We start from the raw sequence: 18,263 nt of genomic DNA on the forward strand, positions 1-18,263 counted from the left end.
GCCTCATCCTCGGGCAACCTTGACGGCGAGTAACTCAGCGCCTTGGTATCAGCCGTCGCCTACTACGAGTTGTGTCACTTTCGCTGGTGAAACATCCGCAAAGCAGCGGAATCGCGGAGAACGTTGCAAGAATGGTTGCGAAAATTCTCATGTGGTGGACGCCTTTGATATGATCAATCCGGCCGCCGGACAAGGTGCGGCGGCATAGGTGACTGACGCAACCTGTGCTGCAGACGTCGAACTAAGAGCTTCCAGCCTCACCGGCTTTGGCCTTCTGCAGACGGCGAATCTCAGCCTTGGCTTCCTCCAATTGCCCCAGCAGTGCCGACAGCCGGCCTTCGAGTTTTGCCGCATCTCTCAAGGCCTCGTCGCGGTCACGTTTGTGCTGCTCGCTGCTCCCGGTCAGCTGTTCGATCTCGGCACGGGCACGATCCAGTTCAGCCTGGCGCAGTGCCTGGTCCCTGGCGGCCTGCTCATGGACCCGCTGCAGGGCATTCTCGGCGGCCACCACGGCCTCCTGGCGCTTGGCGAGGTCACGCTGCGCAGTCGTCAGCTCCGCCCGGAGCGAAGCATTCAGTTTGGCGGCCTCCGACACCGATGTCTCGAGGGTTGCCGCATGCTTGGCTGCGGCGGCCGTTTCACGCTCTCGATCCTGCACCAGGCGTTGCAACTGGGCCTTCTGTTCGTCGATACGACCCAGCAGGTGACGCTCGTTGCCCTCAGCCTGGTCGCGCAGCCGCTGCAGTTCGCCGGTGTGCTTCTGGGCGGCGCGTTCGCGCTCGGCCTCGGAAGCGCGGGCCTGGGCCTCGGCGGTGGTCGCGCGGGTCGTCTGGGTTCCCAGCTCTTTCTCGGTGCTGGCGAGCTTGGCTGAGGTGGTCTTGAGCTGCTCCCGGTGACGTTCCAGATCGGCGTTCAGGTCGGCAACTCGCTGATGGAACGCCGTGCGCTCGACTTCGAAGTCGCGGCGATCCTGGGCCAGAGCTTCGCGACCTTGGGCGAGCGCCGCCTCAGCCTCTGCACGTTCCGTTTCGAGTTCCTGGCGGGCAGTACTCTGTACTTGCTCGTAGAGTTCAGCCGCGGCCGTCGCGATCGACGCCGGCAAGTTCAGGCGCAACGGCAGCGACTGGAAGTACTGCTTGAGCAGAGCGTTCACCGTACCAGGCGAGCCGGTCCCCAAGATCCGGCGCACGCCATCGATCGTCGGCCGCTCACCTTCGGCCAGCAGCTGATCCGCAGCGCGCGTGATGTCGGTCAGCGTTACACCGCGCATAGGGTTTTCCCGGTATTAACCGGCTCCGATTTTCGCGTTTTAATGCTCATGGGGCCTCCCGATTCTCAATTCCCTGCCCTTGCCTTTATACTCGTGATAAGAGATGTTTATCACGAATACGACAGGTCGAACGTCGTATTTAATACATAGTACATAGGATTTATACCGATATGCCGACCGCTGAGCCACCGCGCAGACGCAGGCCCAAATCCGCGGCCGTGACGGTCGCGGCGCCGGCCGAGCTGATCTCGCCGTCCGAACTGGGCGACGCGGCGCGGCGCGCGGCCGAGGAAATCCTGGTCGCCGGCCAAGCCGAGAATACCGTCCGCAGCTATCGCAGCGCCCTGCGCTACTGGTGTGCCTGGGCCCAGGCGCGTTACGGGCAGCCGCTGGCCCTGCCCGTCGCCGTGCCGACGGTGCTGCAATTCCTGGTCGACCACCTGGCGCGCGGCCCGATCGACCAGCCGGTCTGCGAGCTGCCAGCGGCGATCGACCAGCTCTTGGTCGAGAGCGATTTCAAGCGCCAGGCCGGACCGCTGAAGATGAACACCGTGGTCCACCGGCTGGCGGTGCTTTCCAAGTTGCACCAACTGCGCCGGCAGCCTAATCCCTGTGAAGATCCGCAGGTCCGCCAGCTGCTGTCGAGCGCCAAACGCGCCGCCTCCAAGCGTGGTGAAATCGTCACGAAGAAGACGGCGGCGACCCGGGAGCCTCTGGAAGCCATGCTGGCCACCTGCGATGACTCCCTCAAGGGAATCCGAGATCGGGCGCTGCTGCTGTTTGCCTGGTCCAGCGGCGGTCGCCGGCGATCGGAGGTGGCCGATGCCATCGTGGAGCGCTTAATCAAGGCGGATGGCAGCAACTATGCCTATCGGCTGCATCGGTCAAAGACCAACCAGGATGGGACAGTCAAGCAGCCAGATAAGCCGATCCGTGGCAAGGCAGCTGAGGCCCTGAAGGCCTGGCTCGACGCGGCTGCCATTGCCGAGGGCGCGATCTTCCGGCGCCTGTGGGGGTCGCGAGTGGGCCCTCCCCTCACCCCGGAATCCGTCGCGAACATCGTGCGCAAACGCGCCTTGTTAGCCGGATTGGACGGCGATTGGGCGGGCCACAGCCTCCGGTCAGGCTTTGTCACGGAGGCGGGTCGGAAGAACATTCCCGTGGGTGACGTAATGGCCATGACCGAGCATCGGAAGGTCGATACGGTTATAGGGTATTACCGGAGCGGCGAACTGGCGGCCAACGCCGTTGGAAACCTGTTGGACTAAGGCAGTTCCGTGCGCGGAGGTAACCCGAGCAATGCTCGGCAGATGTGGGGGTCTTAAGCTACTATCGAACTTGGCAAAGGCCGGAATCTACAGGTCGAAGCCCTTGATTCAGAATAAAAAGACTCAAAACCGATCGGGGACCAAAACGGCGCCATGCCTATTGCCTTCATTCACCTCTCGGACATCCACTTCGGCCAGGAAAAAGGCGGAGCGGTCGCCGTCCACGACGATGTCAAGGAACGGCTGATTGAAGATGTCCAGGATCAGGTGGCACGTCTTCCCGGACAGCGAGCCAGCGGCGTCATTGTTTGCGGGGATATCGCGTACGCTGGAAAGCGTGAACAGTATGCGGCCGCCGCGGCTTGGCTCGATCAGATCGCTGGCGCGGCCGGTTGTGCGAAAACCGACGTACAAATAGTGCCGGGCAACCATGACGTAGATCGCGCCAAGATTTCTGCGGCACTCACCTGGATGCTTGATGAGATCAAGGTGAAGGGCGAGCCGAAACTTGACGAATTCTTGGCGGCCGAGAACGACAGGACCCTCCTCTATAGCCGCTTCCACGCCTACGAGCCCTTTGCAGCGGGCTACGCCTCACCCCTAGACAAATCCGGCGGCGACGCAGGAAGCCGAGTCGTCGAACTTGCCCCTGGACGACACCTTCGATTCATCGGTTTGAACACCGCCCTAATCTGCGCCAAGCAGGATGACAAGGCATCCTTGCTCCTGGGGGCGAGGCAACGAGTCCTACCCAGCAAGCCGGGCACCGAGTTGGTGGTCCTCACCCACCATCCTCTGGATTGGCTGCAGGACTCCGAGGACGCCCGCAAATACCTGCGCGCCAGAGCCCGGGTATTCATCTCCGGCCATGAGCACATGCCCTCGGCCAAGGTGGACCCTGTTTCTGCGGGCTGCGATTTGTTGCACATCGCTTCTGGCGCGACCGTTCCCCCCACAAACGAGGTGGAATATGGCTACACCTATAACCTGCTCCAGTTCGAATGGGATTCTGCAGCGGATGAGCTTGTTGTTACAGTGATTCCCAGAAAATGGGATGACGATGCAAAGCGGTTCGCGGCTGATCCAGGACGCCTGGGCGAAGGCGGGCCGAACTATCGGCTAGGATGTCCCAACTTCAGGGCCGTGCCCAAACCGGCAAGCGGGTCCGCGCCGTCGCCAGAGCAAAGCGAGGTTCCTGTCCATATTCCGATTGTGCAGGAGGAAGGCATGATCGAAGAGAGGACAAGTTCGTCGGAACCGCCAAAGTACGCGCAACTCCGCCTGACTTTTTTTCGCGACCTGACGGCCACACAGCGCATTAGCGTGCTGGTGAAGCTCAATGCACTGCCGCCGCAGTGGCAGGACACGCTCATGCATAGTGCCGAACAACAAATTCTCGATTCCCTGCACCTGACAAACCGTCTTGCTGAACTCGAAGCGGCGATGAACGAAGTGCTGGGCCTCGATCCGAACAACCACCAGAAATAGCCGGATACCCCGATGGCCGACATTGCACGCTACTGCCGCATATTCGATCAGACCCCTAGCGATGATCTGGTCACAAAACGGACCCAGGGAATCGAGGCGCTTCGGAAGGCCTGGCTAAAGAAAACCGACGTCGAAGGCCTCGTCCGGTTGGCCAGTGGCGTCGCCGACGCCTTGCAGGATCCCAACGCCCTGCCCGCTTCACTTGCGACTGAGGCGGTCACCCCATTGAAGAAATTTAGTCCAGCTCTGATCTATCAAGGACATGAGTTGGAAATCGCGGTCTGCTCCGCCGTCGCCTTACTCGCTTGGCTGGAATCGTCAAGTCCATCCGATGATATTCCCATGAGCAGGACCGGCTGCATTGCCAGCGCACTCTGGTGCGCTTTGGCCGTGCAGACTCCGTCGTCGAATTTAAAGCTGGAGGAATTGCGGCGCCAGGTTTTGTCCCAAGCTCAGGAATGGGTCCTCAATTGCGGCATCCTCACCCGGCGCCGAAAGACAGTACCCGATTTTGAGATGCCCCTACAGGAAGGCGAGGTGCCCGATGCTCCCAAGCTCCTGGAAAAGGTCGAGATCGCCGCTGACGCCACCATCTCCGCCCTACGTGAGAACGCCATCCGGGATCGAGAGGAGTTGGACTTGCTTTGGTGGGCCCTCAGCGATTTCAGCGAGACGCTCAGCCGGCCGCTTTCGGCGTTGCCTCCGGTGCTGCGCGCCATCACAGGCGCCTTGGAACTTTCGAAGATCATGAGGCGCCTGCCCACGGAGTCCCACAAACAGTTGGTCATCCGGCAGATCGAAGATACGGAGGCGATGTCATTCGAAGCCATCTTGGCCGATCTTGGCAAAGACCGGGCGAAACTGGCGGGAATCCATTCCGGCAGCAAGATCGTTTCCGATCTCCCTAGGGTGTTTCCGCTCCTTTCTGCCATCGCAACTAATGACCGCAAAGTCGACAGCTCGATCAACTTGCCCCTGTCCATCTGGACAAAGCATGTGCTCCTTGAGGCGTGCGTTGCCACGATGGTCGTCCAAGCATCGCCTGGAATCTGACCGTGGAACGCGGATGCAGAAAGGAAGAGTGCACGGTTCAGCAAACTGGCAAGTGCGCTCTGAGCCGAGACCCCAATGAGTGCTCCGAGCGCCTCGATGAATCAGAGGGGGCTGCCATCGAACCACCCTCGGTCTTGGAGACGGAGAGCACCCTTGCACCTCCGCCGGAAAAGCCAAAGCTTCCGAATAGCCTTACCCTCGATTTAGACCAAATTCGAAGTCTGGGGGCTTCCCGGCAAACCACGCTGGTTGGGGTACTGGGATGCCCTGACTCGGGTAAGACGGCAGCACTTGTTAGTTTGTATCTGCTTCTGGCCCACAACCGCCTGGAAGGCTTTCGCTTTGCCAACAGCCTCACTGTGATGGCTCTTGACGAAATCAGCCGCGGCGCCAGGCGCTGGAGCGAAGGCGCGCGGCCAGATCAGATGACGGTGCATACCGAGATATCTACGGAACGCGGAGCTGGGTTTATGCATCTGCGAGTTCTCGACCAGCGAGATCGTCTCTGTGACCTGCTCGTCCCTGATCTGCCAGGTGAATGGTCGAATTCGCTTGTCGACGAGAACAGGGTGGAGCAGTGGTACTTCCTGAAATCGGCTGACGTTCTCTGCTTCTTTGTCGATGGTCGACAACTGGCAAGCAAACGGCAGTCCACCGTCCATCGCACAAAGCTGCTAATTCAAAAGGCGGCGGCTCTGGTTGCACCGCGAACGCCGCCGGCCATTTTGGTAGTGTCGCACCGGGATGCCTTCGAGCCCAATGCGACAGCCTTGCAGCAAATCATAGAGGAGGCTGCCCGCTACGACTTGCAAATCCAAGTAGTCCCCATCGCGTCCTTCACTAAGGCGGACTCCGGGGTTCAACCGGGATTCGGCATTGGCGCCCTCGTCGAGACCTGGGTAAATCCGTCTCCTCCCCTTCCCCTGGAATTCTGGCCGGATACGGACAACTCTTGGTGCAACCGGGTCATGCTACGCTTCCGGGGACGCAAATGACCGCGAGCACCGCCTCGATCCTGCTTGTGGGCTTGCCCGAGACTGGCAAGACGAACTACCTCGCGCGTTTGTGGGCCTCCCTACGCGAGGGGAAATCCGCAGTGACTTCGACACCGGATACAGGGGTGATCAAGTACGTTGAGGATGCCGTCGCCCATCTTCTCGAAGGTGCATTTGCGGGCCGAACCACCCTGGACTCCGAAGATCAAAGCGCAACATTTCGGATTCCGGTGCGTGCTTCAGAAGGAGCAATTGCCGCGGAACTGGTGGTGCCTGACGTAAATGGTGAAATGTGGCGAGATGCCGTGGAGGATTCCGAAATATCGCAGCGCTGGCATGACGAACTCTGCCGAACCTCGATGGCATTGCTGTTCGTGCGAGCGCGGTCTCCGTTGAATCACATGCCCTTGGACTGGGTGGTCTCGGATGGCATTCTGACCAAAATCACCCCAAATGCCGAGGTGCAGAGTCGGATTCCCACCCAGGTCTATTTGTGTCAGCTGCTTCGATTCCTCGAGACCACCTTGGGTCAGTCAGGGGTGAAAACTCCGCGCCGTGTTGCCGTCGTCGTGACGGCATGGGACCGGCTGGATGCACAGCAACGCGCGCAGGGTCCCTGGCGATATCTAGAGTCCGAATTCCCGTTGTTCTTTGGTGCCTTGCAGAACTCTGAAGAACTCGACATCGATGCCTTTGGGGTGAGTATCGTCGGGGGCGACTTGACCGATGATCCGGGGTTCAAGGCTGACTTCTTGGCCAATGGCGACGTCCATGCTTCCGGCTACGTCGTGCATGGCACCGAGGAACAAGCGGATGTCACCATCCCAATCGCCTGGCTTCTACGGAAGTGACGCAGCGACGAGAATGTACGCACGCGAGCAATTTCACGGCTACCGGAACGGTCATCAACTGCTGCAGGGTAATGTTGAGCTGATCCAGCAAGACCAAGATACCGTCGACCGTCTGTCCGATATCTCCGGGCAGTTGCGGCCAGGGGAGGAGTTTGCCCCGTATTTTACGTTCTATCCCCTCCCCAGCCAGACTTACTATGTCGTGGCGCTGACGCGACAGGATCTGGCGGCGCCAAGAGCAGGCTGCGTTCGCACGCATAGCCTGTTTGTGCCGATGCCGGAATGGACCGCGCCCACAGTCCTTCAGACTCTGCGCGATGTTGTTTCACATTTTCAGCTGAGCGCGGATTCGAATGTTTTAGGACATCCTTCGGGCGCAGAGGAGATTCGGACCTGGCCTCGTCTCGAAAGCCCATGGAGCCTGGAGCTGGTCGAGGCAATGTTTTTGGAGAAGCGCGCCCCGATTGCGGTGTTCGATGCAAAGGATGCCGACCTTGCTTGTTTTCGCCTGATTGCAGCTTTATGGCCGGCGCTCCGGAAGATGTTTGCCGTTTGTACCTTTTCTCTCGGTCCCAGATCAGTACAAGGACGTCCTTTCGACATAGTCTTCGCACCAAAAGCTGCACGGTCACGTTTCAGCGATTGGTCAGGTAGAAGGATTGAGCCATCGTCGACGCCCTACCGTCCACGCCACCGTTGGTCGAATGCCCTTGCTGAGGCGGTCTTCAAGGACTTCCCTCCGAATCTGGATCGTCTGGACGAACTGGGAATTCTTGGAGGCCATCAGGACGCCAGCGAATCCCGACTGAGACTATCCCTGTTCTGGCGAGAGCTGGCTGATAAGTCGGCGGAGTCGCCGGAAGCAGTCTTGGGGTTGATCGATATCTACACGACGGCTCACCCGACTAGCCTAAGGGCCCGTGAATCTCTGGCAAACGAGATTCGAGTTGGTGTCTCGACGGCGCGGCGGTCGTTTTCGGATTCCCAGTTCTGGCAATACCTCCTGGCCCTCACGCAGAAGTTCGAGAAAGGTAGGCTGCCCAAAGGAACTGCCTCCGTAGTCCGCGCAGCTGCTAGGGCCCGTGCAGCGAACGCGCCGCTTGCTTGCGTGTCGGCGTTTCAAGAGTCCATGACCGAGGGCGCGACTCTGCCTGCCCCACTGGCCTCGGCCATTGGTGAAGGAGTATCGCAAGCGACTGAGAATGACGCAGAGGTTCTGGCCACACTTTCGGCGTTTCCCGGGAGGATCGGCTCGCAGATCATTTCCAGGAGCAGAGTGCTGGCGAATCGACTCGTCTTTGCGGCGGGAAATGACAGCGAGCTTCTTTCGGGTCTCCACAACCTGTTGCAATCGGCAGATTCGAAGACGCGACAATCCCTTCTACTTCGCTCCGCGCTCTCGTTTACCCGGGCAAGCCAAGCCGGATTGCTGGATAGTCTTCTACGAGGTACCAGTTCTTCGACGCTCTTGTTTGCCGTGCAGGCCATAGGAAATGCCACGTCATTCGATGTGCCACAGTTCGATGAACCCTTGGTCAGCGCGGCCCACGCCACGCACTCAATACTCAACTTAAGAAAAGTGGTCGGTCTTCATGAGAGCGAAGGAGCCGATCGGCTACTGGCGACCACGTTGACGATCCAGAGCGAGGATGTTCGTTGGCTGAGTCAGAGCATCTCGGAACCTCAACGAAAAGCCAGGGTATTGGCAGAACTGATTCATGTGTCTTCGGATCACCAGATCAAGCAGCTCGTCGAAAATGCATCCGCAGACTTTGACCTCTTGGCGACGCTGGCGGTGGATTCCTTAACGTATGCCTTGCCGATGACAAGGCTTCTAGGACTTGCTTCTGTGTCCGATGAGCAACTGTCGTCGTATGGCTCCTCACTGCTGCGACAACTGTCTCCTGAGGACACTGCCTATCGTCCCCTCGCACTCCACGTAATCAGTCGTCTGCAGGGGAACTCAGAACTCCTTGATGATCGTGCGTTGCTGCAGACAGTAGAAACCCTAGTTGCTACGGGAAGCGGGCGGGAGGCAATTGACTCGCTGTTTTCCGGCCGGACTTCAGATACGGCAGTAAGCCGAGCGCTGTATGCCTACGACTTAGGTTCACAGCGCTTTAAATCCCAACTGCACAGTCGGATTGACTTGGTGACAGGCCGAATACTGCAGTCAGGCCTAGCCGGGCTATCTAAACCGGACTTTCGGACAATTGCGGAGATGTTGAACCGTTCCGGGGATTCGAATCGGCGTGGACAAGCCGTTGCATGTGGCCGCGTTCTCGATCAGTGTTTCGCTTCCCCTCATCTTCCGGTCGGAGATTTGGTGGTTGCGGCCTTCCCGATTGTCTACCGAGAAGTGAGATCCGGAAGTCCCGGATTCAACCTACTCGACTTGCTATTTACCGATTGGGACCACTGCAAGACCATCCGGCGCAAGCTTGTAGAAACCTACATCCGATCAGCCTGGCCTCCTGTAGGCGTATTGATTTGTGCGTGGCGCGCGCATGATGTTGATAGAGTGTTGCGCAGCCTTCAAAAGGCATGGCGAGGTAGGGAGTATTTGAAAAGCATTCAAGAAAGCCTTTCGCAGTACGAAGGGCCGGATAAGGAGCTCCTTTCGCGCGCCCTACGATCCTTTGTCGCCATCGAATCGATTGACGCGGAGGATGATTAACAAAGAGTAGCAGCCTCGCGTGCAGTCCCCGTTGCAGAATGACGCAAAGACACTACTCCCAGGTGCCTGCGCCCATATGGCGAGCCGAAATTCGTCAAGGACGATAGAGTTTCTCGAAGAATCCACTGACACGGACAATCACGGTCACCGGCTGGGTTCCCTTGTTACTCCAGTACCACCCGTGAGCGCCGTCGAATGGAGCGATGAAGTTGCCATGCGCGGCGGTCTGCTCACGATCACGCCAGTAGCTGCTGAACTGATCACCGGCATTCGGGGGCTCACCATGCATGTCGAAATTCACGGCACCGCCCTCTGCTTTCCAGGTGAAAACAAAGGAATCGCCCTCGCGCATGGCGGCCTTGATCTCAGCTCCTTCATTCGGCTGGAGAACCAGCATCATCTCCTTCGTTTGGAATGGCGCCTCGTTGGCGATCACTGCCATCTCGGTATTGGGAACGGTACTCGCGGGGCTCGCAGCGGAGGCCTCCGAGGCGTGCAGCGCGATCAGCCCCAGGACTTTTCCGATGCCCGTGGGATCGACGCCGAACTCCGCCGGCATGACCGTGGTAACCAGCAAGACTGCAGCGCCTGCCAGGGCAATGGCCGTGGCCTTCAGCAGTGTCGGAACGCTGGCTTGGATCGGCGAAACAGGGACGTTTGGGTTAGTCATTGAGATAGAAACCTGCAAGTTGATAGCCGGTGAGCAGGAAGCCCGCACTCATCAGCACGACATTGGCGGCGAAGGCCTGGCGTCCGAATGCAGACGTCCTGCGCCAGAAGCCCATCGCGATCAGAATGCCGGTCAGGGCCAGCAACTGTCCTATCTCCACGCCCACATTGAACGCGAGCATGTTAGGCACCAATCCGTCTGAGCCCAGTGAGAAGTCCTGCAGCTTGGTGGCCAAGCCGAAGCCATGGAACAAGCCGAAGATGAACACGGCCGCGCGATTGTCAGGCTGGACGCCGAATACCGTCTTGAAGGCGCCGAGGTTGTCCAGTGCCTTGTAGACGACCGACAGACCGATGATCGCATCGACGATGTATGGGTTGACGTGGGTGCCGCTGAGAACGCCGTATAACAGGGTGCTGCTGTGACCGATCGCGAACAGGGTCACATAAAGCCCCACGTCGCGTATCCGGTAGAGGAAGAAGATCACCCCGAACAGAAACAGGAGGTGGTCGTAGCCCGTCACCATGTGCTTCGCGCCCAAATAAAGGAACGGGATCAGTTGCGCTCCCGCGCTGCCCTCGATGAAGAGCTTGTCATCCTCGGCAACGCCATGCGCCGCCGCTGCACCGGCCAGGAGAAGGCCGGGCAGCAGCAGTGCAAGGGATACCCGCCTCACTTCGATGTAGGCGCAGCCGGCGCCTTCTCGTCGGCCTTCTCGGCTTCGGTCTCTGCCCCCTGTGCCTTGTCCCCCTTGGGGGCGGCTTTGGATGCGCCAGCCTTGCGCACAGACTGGGGCTTGACCACAGCGCCCTCTTCTTCCGGCTCGTGGTTTCCGTGAGCCATGGCCAGCGGGGCGCTCAGGCTCAGCAGGATCGCAGCAACAAACGACTTCTTCATCTCGAACTCCAGTGGGGATGGAACAGCGGTACAGCAAGGGACCGGTACACCGGAGCGGCCGTCGAGCCGCGCCGGTGTTCCAGTGGGGGTTAAGACGGCCACCTCCGATGCACCTCATCGATCACGAAGGGATGGCTATGGCCATGGTCGCTATGCTCGCCTTCGGCCAGATGCGGGTGGTCTGACGGGAGATCGTCATGTCGGTGCACCGGCGCTCCGCTGTCGTCGGCGGACCAGAACCGCGCCGCCGCGATCCAGCCCAGCGTGGCGATCGCCGCCATGGTCCATAGGGCCATCCCCATCCCCGCCTGGGCCCCCAGCCATCCCACCAGGGGATAAGTGATAAGCCAGCAGGCATGGGACAGCGAAAACTGTGCAGAGAACAGTGCCGGCCGGTCCTCCTCCCTTGAGGAGCGCTTCAGCAGACGCCCACCCGGGGTGACCAGCGCCGCATAGCTGCTGCCCAGCAGGACCCAGCCTCCCAGCAGGAGCCCCCAGTGCGCGCGCTCCGCCAGTGACCAGGCCATGGCCAGGACAGCGAGCAGGATCGACATGCTCCCGGCCGCCGTCAGCATCACGCTGCGATCCCGATAGCGCTCCAGCAACCGCGGCAGCACAAAGGCCATGATCATTGACCCTGCGCCGAAAGCAGCCAAGGCCAGGGCCACGGCGTGATCCGACTTCTGCAGCTCGCCCCGCACAATCACCACGGTGTTGACGATGACCATCGCGCCGCCGGCTGCCGCCGCGAGATTGAGTGCCAGCAGGCCACGCAGGCGGGGCGTGGCGAGGAAGATGCGCATGCCCTGAGTGAGCTTCCGGGTGATGCGGGTCGACGCAGTCTTGGCCACCGGCCGCGGCAAGGCCACCGAAAGCACAAGCAGAGCCGATCCCAGGAACCCGACAGCGGTCCCCATGAACAAGCCCTGGTCGGTGATGATCGTCAGCAGCACCGCCGCCAAAGCCGGGCTTAGCAAGGTCTCCAGGTCATACGCCAGCCGTGCCAGGGACAGGGCCTTGGTGTAGTCCTCTTCCTTGGGCAGCACTTCCGGGATGGTGGCCTGGAAGGTCGGCGTGAAGGCGGCCGAGGCGCTTTGGAGCACGAAGATCAGCACATAGATCTGCCAGATCTGATCCACCCAGGGCAGCACCAGCACGACGAGCAATCGGACCACATCGAGAGTGACCAGCAGCCTCTTTCGCGGAAACCGTGCAGCGTAGGCCCCGGCGATCGGGGCAACCACCACGTAAGCGATCGTCTTGATGGCGAGGGCGGTGCCAAGCACCGCCCCCGCATCTTCGCCCGCCAGACGGAAGGCCAGCAGCCCCAGGGCCACCGTCGCCAGGCCGGTACCCACCAGCGCCACGACCTGCGCCAAGAACAGGTGCCGGTAGGTCCGGTTCCGCAGAACCTCAAACATGGGCCACTCTCCCGGGGTTGGTAGCCCGCCCGGCCTCCTTGCGATGAGCCAGGCGGTACAGCGCCGGGAGCACCAGCAGCGTCAGCAGCGTGGAACTGATGATGCCACCAATGACCACCGTCGCCAGCGGGCGCTGGACCTCGGAGCCGATTCCTGTATTGAAGGCCATGGGCACGAAGCCCAGCGCCGCCACCAGGGCCGTCATGAGTACCGGGCGCAAACGGGTGCGGGCGCCCTCGCGGATGGCTTCGTCCAGACCCACGCCATTCTCGCTCAGGCTGCGGATGAAGCTGACCATGACCAGGCCGTTGAGTACCGCGACCCCAGAGAGTGCGATGAATCCGACACCCGCCGAGATCGATAGCGGGATGTCGCGCAGCATCAGCGCGGCAACGCCGCCGGTCAGCGCCAAGGGCACACCAGTGAAAATCAGCAGCGCATCGCGCATCGACCCGAAGGCCAGCCACAGCAGGCCGACGATCAGCGCCAGCGTGATCGGTACGACGATCGCCAGGCGTTGGCTGGCCGACTGCAACTGCTCAAAAGTGCCGCCATAGGAGATCCAGTAACCCGGCGGTAGCTCCGCGTCGCGGGACACCGCCGCTTGGAGATCGGCGATGAACCCGCCCAGGTCCCGATCACGGACATTAGCCGTCACGACGACCCTGCGCTTGCCATTCTCGCGGTTCACCTGGTTGGGGCCAGGCGCCAGCTCCAGTTCGGCCACCTCTCCGAGCGGGACATAGCCGCCAGTCGGAAGCGGCACAGGCAGACGCTCGAGGGCATCGATATCCTTGCGCAGTTCCTCCTGCAGCCGGATCACCAGCGGACTCCGGCGGTCACCATTGAACACCAGCCCCACCGTTTCGCCGCCGTAGGCCGATGCCACGACCGATTGCAGGGCGGCGACATCCAGACCGTAGCGCGCCAGGACCTCGCGGCGGGGCTGCACGCTCAACACCGGCAGCCCGGTGACCTGCTCCAGCGAAACGTCCTGGGCACCACCGACGCCCTCGACGATCCCTTCGATCTGCTTGCCAATACCGGCCAGCACCTCCAGATCATCGCCGTAAACCTTCACGGCAACGTCCGCTCGCACGCCGGACAGCAGCTCGTTGAAGCGCATCTGGATCGGCTGCGTGAACTCGTAGTTGTTGCCCGGGATCGGACGCACCACAGCTTCCAGATCGGCGACGACCTGTGCCTTCGGCTTGCGCGGATCCGGCCATTCGCTCCGGTCCTTGAGGATGATGAAGTTGTCGGCCACCGACGGCGGCATCGGATCCGTGGCGATGTCCGCCGTACCGATCTTGGCGACGATGCGCTCGACCTCCGGCAGCTGCTTCACGGCAGATTCCAGCTGGGCCTGCATACCCACCGCCTGCGTCAAGCTGGTGCCCGGGATGCGCAGGGCGTGCATGGCGATGTCACCCTCGTCCAGGTTCGGCAGGAACTCCGACCCCATGCGCGACGCCGCAAAGCCCATCACCAGGACCAGCGCGGCTGCCGCTCCCGCCACGGCGACGCGCGCCCGCAGGCTGGCATCGAGCAGCGGCACGTAGACGCGCTCGGCGAACCGCGCGAAGCGGGTTTCCGAGTGCGGCTTGGGCGCGGGCACCAGCAGCGCGACGGCCGCGGGAACCGCCGTGACCGAAAGCACCATGGCAGCGACCAGGGCCATGACCACCGTCTGGGCCATGGGGTGGAACATCTTCCCCTCGACCCCGCTGAGGGCGAAGATCGGCAGGTAGACGGCCGTGATGATGAAAACCCCGAACAACGCCGGGCGAATCACCTCACTGCTCGCCTCGTAAACGATCTGCAGCCGCTCCTTGAGTGGCATTTCCCGCCCGTGGGCTGCTTCCAGAGACAATCGCCGCAGGCAGTTCTCGACGATGATCACCGCGCCATCCACGATCAGGCCGAAGTCCAGGGCGCCCAGACTCATCAGGTTCGCCGAGACGCCCGCCTTCACCATGCCGGTGATGGTCAGCAGCATCGTTATCGGGATGACCATGGCGGTCAGCAGCGCCGCCCGGATGTTGCCCAGCAGCAGGAACAGCACCACGATCACCAGCAGAGCGCCTTCGAGCAGGTTTTTCTGCACGGTCTTGAGCGTCTTGTCGACCAGCCAGGTGCGGTCGTAGGCAGTGACGACCTGAACGCCCGGCGGCAGCGACGGCTGGATCTCCTTGATTTTGTCCGCCACGGCGCTGGCCACGGTCCGGCTGTTCTCGCCGACACGCATCAGCACCGTGCCCAGAACGACTTCATGCCCGTTCTGCGTAGCAGCACCGGTCCTCAGCTCGCCGCCCGTCGTCACATTGGCGACATCGCCGACGCGCACGGGCGCATCGCCGACCGTCTTGATGACGATGCTCCGGAGGTCATCCAATGCGGCGTCGCCGGCTCCCACCTGACCGGGGATGCGCAGCAGCATCTGCTGGCCGAAGCGCTCGATGTAGCCGGCGCCGGCGTTGGCGTTGTTCCGCTTCAGGGCGGCCGCCAGTTCTTCGAAGCTGACGCCGTAGCCCAGTAGCGTGGCCGGATCCGGCTGTACCAGGTACTGCCGCTCATAGCCGCCAATGGAGTTGACGTCGGCGACGCCTGCGACGCGCAGCAGCTGGGGGCGCACGATCCAGTCCTGCGCCTGACGCAAATCCGTCGCCGTGACCGGTGAGCCATCTGCATTGCGCGCACCGGGCGCGGCATCGACGGTGTACATGAAGATTTCGCCGAGTCCGGTCGCCGCGGGGCCCATCGACGGCTCGATGCCGGGAGGCAGCTGGCCGGCGACTGCCTGCAGCCGTTCGGCGACTTGCTGGCGGGCGAAGAAGGGATCCGTTCCCTCCTCGAAGATCACTGTGACCTGCGACAGGCCGTAGCGGGACAAGGAGCGCGTGTACTTGAGCCGCGCAAGCCCCGCCATCGAGGTCTCCAGCGGGAAGGTCACGCGCTGTTCGGCTTCCAGCGGCGTGTAGCCCGGAGCCTCCGTGTTGATCTGGACTTGGACGTTGGTGATGTCCGGAACGGCGTCGATCGGCAGGTTCTGGTAGCTCCAGATGCCGAACAAGGCCGTTGCCATGACGATGAGCAGCACTGGGATGCGCTGCCTGATGGATAGACTCAGTATGCGTTCGAGCATGATCAATCTCAGTGGTCGTGGCTGGCGCCGGATTTATCGACATCGGCCTTGATCAGATAGCTGTTCTCGGAAACGTACCGGGCGCCCGGCTCGATGCCCCCGAGGACTTCCACGTAGTTACCGTCCTGTCGACCGAGCTCCAGCATGCGCACTTCGTAAGTCTCTCCGATCAGCTCGAAGACGACCGTGAAGTCACGGAAGGCCTGTAGCCCGCTGCGCTTCACTGCCAGGGGCACCTCGGCCGCACCAATGCGCACCTCGCCGCGAGCGAAGAGGCCGGGTGTCCATTGGCCAGAGCCATTGTCCAGCGCGACTCGCGCGGTGTAGACGCCGCTCAGGGTGCCGCGACCGGCTCCCTCGGCCGGGGCGATACGGACGATCTGGCCGGAAGCCTGGACGTCCCCGCGGTCGACACTGGAAAGGGTCACGGGCTGGCCGACGCGGAGCTTCGCGAGGTCGCGCGGGAAGACCGATAGTTCGACCCAGAGCTTGGTGAAGTCAGCGATCACGAACAGCGGACCGTTTCCGGCAAATTCGCCGGGGTTGGCATCGCGCTCCAGCACGACGCCGGAAATCGGCGAGGTCACGTTGTAGCTCTGCAGGCTGTCGTTGCTCTCGACCACCGCCAGCCGGTCACCCGCCTGTACGGTATCGCCGACCGACTTGGACACCTTCTGGATCGTGCCGGGGAAGCGTGCGGTGACGGCCCGCACATGCTCGGCATTGGGAACCACACGACCCGTGAGCTTCAGTACCTCCGCGATCGTTGCGGGACCGGCGGCTTCGGTCCGGACGCCCGCATCCTGGGCGTTCTTGGCCGAAATAGTGGTACGGCCTTCGAAGTTGTCGAAGGCCCAGCGATGGGTCTTACCACCCTCCTCTGCCGTCACCACGACGCTGAAGGAATGGGGCTCGGTGACCGTGCCGCTGCCGATCAGGTAGCTGTCCTTCGGCGCGAAGGTGAAGCGGTTCTGCTTGTTGCCCAGCCGGTTGAGTTCGACGACCACCTTGGCCGCGGTCGGCGGAAGAAGCTTGCCGTTCCGGTACAGGTAGACGTGGTACTCGGGCGGCACGCCGTCCTCGAAGATCTGGAGTTCGAGGGCGAAGTCGCCGTCACGCAGCATGCGGCCGCGGTTGGGGCCTCGTTCGTACTCCGCTGATGCGGCCGTTTCGCCACCGTGCTCGGCGGCGGGTTCGGCAGACTTCGGGTTGCAGGCTCCCAGCACCAGGCCGAGCGCGATCAGGATGCAGGTCGTTTGGCGATTCATGGGGTGTTTCCTTCGATGAGACGGTCGCCGGTAATGCGTTCGAGTTCGGCGAGCAGAGAGTGATAGCGGACAGCAGTGTCCAGGCGGGCGCGACGGGCGTCGGCAAGCTCCTGGAGCACCAGCGACAGTTCGAGGTAGCCATAACGGCCACGGTCGTAGGCGTACTGGGTCTGCTTGAGTGCCTCCTGGCGTGCAGGTAGAACCTCGGTGTCGAGCAAGCGCAGGGCTTCCTTGGCATGGCCGAGTTCCTGGTAGCGCTCGAACAACTCCTCTTCAGCGCGAAGCAGGGCAGCCTGGCTTTCGGCCTGGGTCTGTTCCTGGCGGGCGGAGATGAGGGCGGCCTCGTCCCTGGCCCGACGTCCCGCGAGTAGCGGCAGGCTAAAGCCGACGACGGCTGCGACATCGTTGCCGTCCTCATAGCGGCGCGCGCCGCCGGTGAAGGTCGGCCGCAAGCCGGCAGCAGCCAGCGCAGCACGGCGTTCGGCATCCAGCGCGGCGGCTTCGGCCAGACGAGCCCGAGCCGACGGGCTCTGCTTCAGGCGTTGACGCAACTCCGGCAGCGGACGCAGCGGGGGCAGGTCGAACAAGGGCGCTTTGAGTTCGCCAAAGTCCGGCTCGGGAGAGCCCATCGAGACCGCCAACGCGACCCGGGCGCTCATTTCCTCGTGCTCGGCGTGCTCCCGTTCCAAAACCGCCTGGGAAAGAGCGGCCTGGGCACGTGCACGCTCGGCCACAGGGGCGCGAGCAGACCTCACTCGAGCGTCTGCTGCCGCCAGGCTTTTGCGGGCCAGTTCGACCTTCTCTTCGGCTAGACGTAGACACTCGCCGTCGGCGGCGGCCTCGTAGAAGCGCTGGGCAACCTCCGCCAAGGCGTCGCGGCGGCGCACTTCCTGGTCGGCCGTCAGGGCCACGGCCCGGGAGTCGGCCGCGCCAAGACGGCTGGAGCGCTGGTCGCCCAGCTCCAGGGCCTGGGAAAAGCTCAGGGTCCACTGGGCGCCATCGAGGCCGCTGCGGGCTCCGTTGCCGAAGACATCCTCCAGGAGGACGCTGACCTCTGGCGTGGGCGATTGCTGCGCCAAGCTGCGGCGGACGGCGGCGCCTGAGCGCTCGGCGTCAAATCCTCGCAGGTCGGGATGCGAAGCTTCTGCTCGCTGCAGGGCGTCGCGCAAAGTGAGAGGCTCGGCTGCCCGAACGGGCGCGACAAGCATGAGCGCTGCCGCAAGAGCGGCAGGACGCCAGACAACGGAAAGGTACACGGGA

General features: G+C 62.1%; 14 protein-coding genes. 6 read left to right on the top strand and 8 right to left on the bottom strand.

Annotation, left to right across the window (positions count from 1 at the left end; genetic code table 11):
- Nucleotides 1-241: 241 nt before the first annotated feature.
- Nucleotides 242-1,270, bottom strand: a complete 1,029-nt coding sequence (locus ACOOHP_RS09790) for a DNA-binding protein (RefSeq protein ID WP_007187069.1) — start codon at nucleotides 1,268-1,270, stop codon at nucleotides 242-244.
- Between the two features lie 170 nt (nucleotides 1,271-1,440).
- Between ACOOHP_RS09790 and ACOOHP_RS09795 the strand changes: the two genes are divergently transcribed.
- The 6 genes from ACOOHP_RS09795 to ACOOHP_RS09820 all read left to right on the top strand — a co-directional run bounded on the left by ACOOHP_RS09795 (nucleotide 1,441) and on the right by ACOOHP_RS09820 (nucleotide 9,602).
- Nucleotides 1,441-2,538 (top strand): site-specific integrase, encoded by a 1,098-nt coding sequence (locus ACOOHP_RS09795; protein WP_007187070.1) that lies wholly within the window; start codon nucleotides 1,441-1,443, stop codon nucleotides 2,536-2,538.
- Between the two features lie 153 nt (nucleotides 2,539-2,691).
- Entirely contained in the window at nucleotides 2,692-4,026 is a 1,335-nt protein-coding gene (locus tag ACOOHP_RS09800; RefSeq protein ID WP_007187071.1) for a metallophosphoesterase, read from the top strand.
- A gap of 12 nt (nucleotides 4,027-4,038) precedes the next feature.
- Complete coding sequence (locus tag ACOOHP_RS09805; RefSeq protein ID WP_040455181.1) at nucleotides 4,039-5,079, top strand: GTPase-associated system all-helical protein GASH; 1,041 nt, start codon at nucleotides 4,039-4,041, stop codon at nucleotides 5,077-5,079.
- Between the two features lie 2 nt (nucleotides 5,080-5,081).
- Nucleotides 5,082-6,074, top strand: coding sequence for a TRAFAC clade GTPase domain-containing protein (locus tag ACOOHP_RS09810; RefSeq protein ID WP_272942425.1), 993 nt, complete (start codon nucleotides 5,082-5,084; stop codon nucleotides 6,072-6,074).
- A complete protein-coding gene (locus tag ACOOHP_RS09815; protein ID WP_040455183.1) occupies nucleotides 6,071-6,925 on the top strand; it encodes a hypothetical protein in 855 nt (284 codons plus the stop codon). Before ACOOHP_RS09810 ends, ACOOHP_RS09815 begins: the two co-directional genes overlap by 4 nt.
- A gap of 13 nt (nucleotides 6,926-6,938) precedes the next feature.
- Nucleotides 6,939-9,602, top strand: a complete 2,664-nt coding sequence (locus ACOOHP_RS09820) for a hypothetical protein (protein ID WP_040455186.1) — start codon at nucleotides 6,939-6,941, stop codon at nucleotides 9,600-9,602.
- Nucleotides 9,603-9,696: 94 nt separating this feature from the next.
- Here ACOOHP_RS09820 and ACOOHP_RS09825 read toward each other — a convergent pair whose 3' ends face one another.
- From ACOOHP_RS09825 to ACOOHP_RS09855, 7 genes are all read right to left on the bottom strand, one after another.
- Nucleotides 9,697-10,272, bottom strand: a complete 576-nt coding sequence (locus tag ACOOHP_RS09825) for a hypothetical protein (RefSeq protein WP_420466253.1) — start codon at nucleotides 10,270-10,272, stop codon at nucleotides 9,697-9,699.
- Nucleotides 10,265-10,948: a HupE/UreJ family protein gene (locus ACOOHP_RS09830; protein ID WP_237715099.1), complete on the bottom strand. Its 684-nt coding sequence runs from the start codon at nucleotides 10,946-10,948 to the stop codon at nucleotides 10,265-10,267. The genes ACOOHP_RS09825 and ACOOHP_RS09830 overlap by 8 nt, the downstream gene beginning before the upstream one ends.
- Entirely contained in the window at nucleotides 10,945-11,169 is a 225-nt protein-coding gene (locus ACOOHP_RS09835) for a hypothetical protein (RefSeq protein ID WP_007187076.1), read from the bottom strand. The genes ACOOHP_RS09830 and ACOOHP_RS09835 overlap by 4 nt, the downstream gene beginning before the upstream one ends.
- A gap of 89 nt (nucleotides 11,170-11,258) precedes the next feature.
- A complete protein-coding gene (locus tag ACOOHP_RS09840; RefSeq protein ID WP_322266721.1) occupies nucleotides 11,259-12,590 on the bottom strand; it encodes an MFS transporter in 1,332 nt (443 codons plus the stop codon).
- Nucleotides 12,583-15,735, bottom strand: coding sequence for an efflux RND transporter permease subunit (locus ACOOHP_RS09845; RefSeq protein ID WP_007187078.1), 3,153 nt, complete (start codon nucleotides 15,733-15,735; stop codon nucleotides 12,583-12,585). The genes ACOOHP_RS09840 and ACOOHP_RS09845 overlap by 8 nt, the downstream gene beginning before the upstream one ends.
- An 8-nt stretch (nucleotides 15,736-15,743) precedes the next feature.
- Nucleotides 15,744-17,003 carry an efflux RND transporter periplasmic adaptor subunit gene (locus tag ACOOHP_RS09850; RefSeq protein WP_007187079.1) on the bottom strand — a complete coding sequence of 420 codons (1,260 nt, stop codon included), beginning with the start codon at nucleotides 17,001-17,003 and terminating at the stop codon, nucleotides 15,744-15,746.
- Nucleotides 17,000-18,259, bottom strand: coding sequence for a TolC family protein (locus ACOOHP_RS09855; protein WP_157534808.1), 1,260 nt, complete (start codon nucleotides 18,257-18,259; stop codon nucleotides 17,000-17,002). The genes ACOOHP_RS09850 and ACOOHP_RS09855 overlap by 4 nt, the downstream gene beginning before the upstream one ends.
- Nucleotides 18,260-18,263 lie beyond the last annotated feature (4 nt).

The sequence above is a fragment of the Panacagrimonas sp. genome, from assembly GCF_965216805.1.
GTDB lineage: Bacteria > Pseudomonadota > Gammaproteobacteria > Nevskiales > Nevskiaceae > Panacagrimonas.

Coding starts and splice junctions, on each gene's coding strand:
- ACOOHP_RS09790 (WP_007187069.1), bottom strand. CDS start 1,270: ATGCGCGGTGTAACGCTGACCGACATCACGCGCGCTGCGGATCAGCTG.
- ACOOHP_RS09820 (WP_040455186.1), top strand. CDS start 6,939: ATGTACGCACGCGAGCAATTTCACGGCTACCGGAACGGTCATCAACTG.
- ACOOHP_RS09835 (WP_007187076.1), bottom strand. CDS start 11,169: ATGAAGAAGTCGTTTGTTGCTGCGATCCTGCTGAGCCTGAGCGCCCCG.
- ACOOHP_RS09805 (WP_040455181.1), top strand. CDS start 4,039: ATGGCCGACATTGCACGCTACTGCCGCATATTCGATCAGACCCCTAGC.
- ACOOHP_RS09825 (WP_420466253.1), bottom strand. CDS start 10,272: ATGACTAACCCAAACGTCCCTGTTTCGCCGATCCAAGCCAGCGTTCCG.
- ACOOHP_RS09845 (WP_007187078.1), bottom strand. CDS start 15,735: ATGCTCGAACGCATACTGAGTCTATCCATCAGGCAGCGCATCCCAGTG.
- ACOOHP_RS09840 (WP_322266721.1), bottom strand. CDS start 12,590: ATGTTTGAGGTTCTGCGGAACCGGACCTACCGGCACCTGTTCTTGGCG.
- ACOOHP_RS09800 (WP_007187071.1), top strand. CDS start 2,692: ATGCCTATTGCCTTCATTCACCTCTCGGACATCCACTTCGGCCAGGAA.
- ACOOHP_RS09815 (WP_040455183.1), top strand. CDS start 6,071: ATGACCGCGAGCACCGCCTCGATCCTGCTTGTGGGCTTGCCCGAGACT.
- ACOOHP_RS09850 (WP_007187079.1), bottom strand. CDS start 17,003: ATGAATCGCCAAACGACCTGCATCCTGATCGCGCTCGGCCTGGTGCTG.
- ACOOHP_RS09795 (WP_007187070.1), top strand. CDS start 1,441: ATGCCGACCGCTGAGCCACCGCGCAGACGCAGGCCCAAATCCGCGGCC.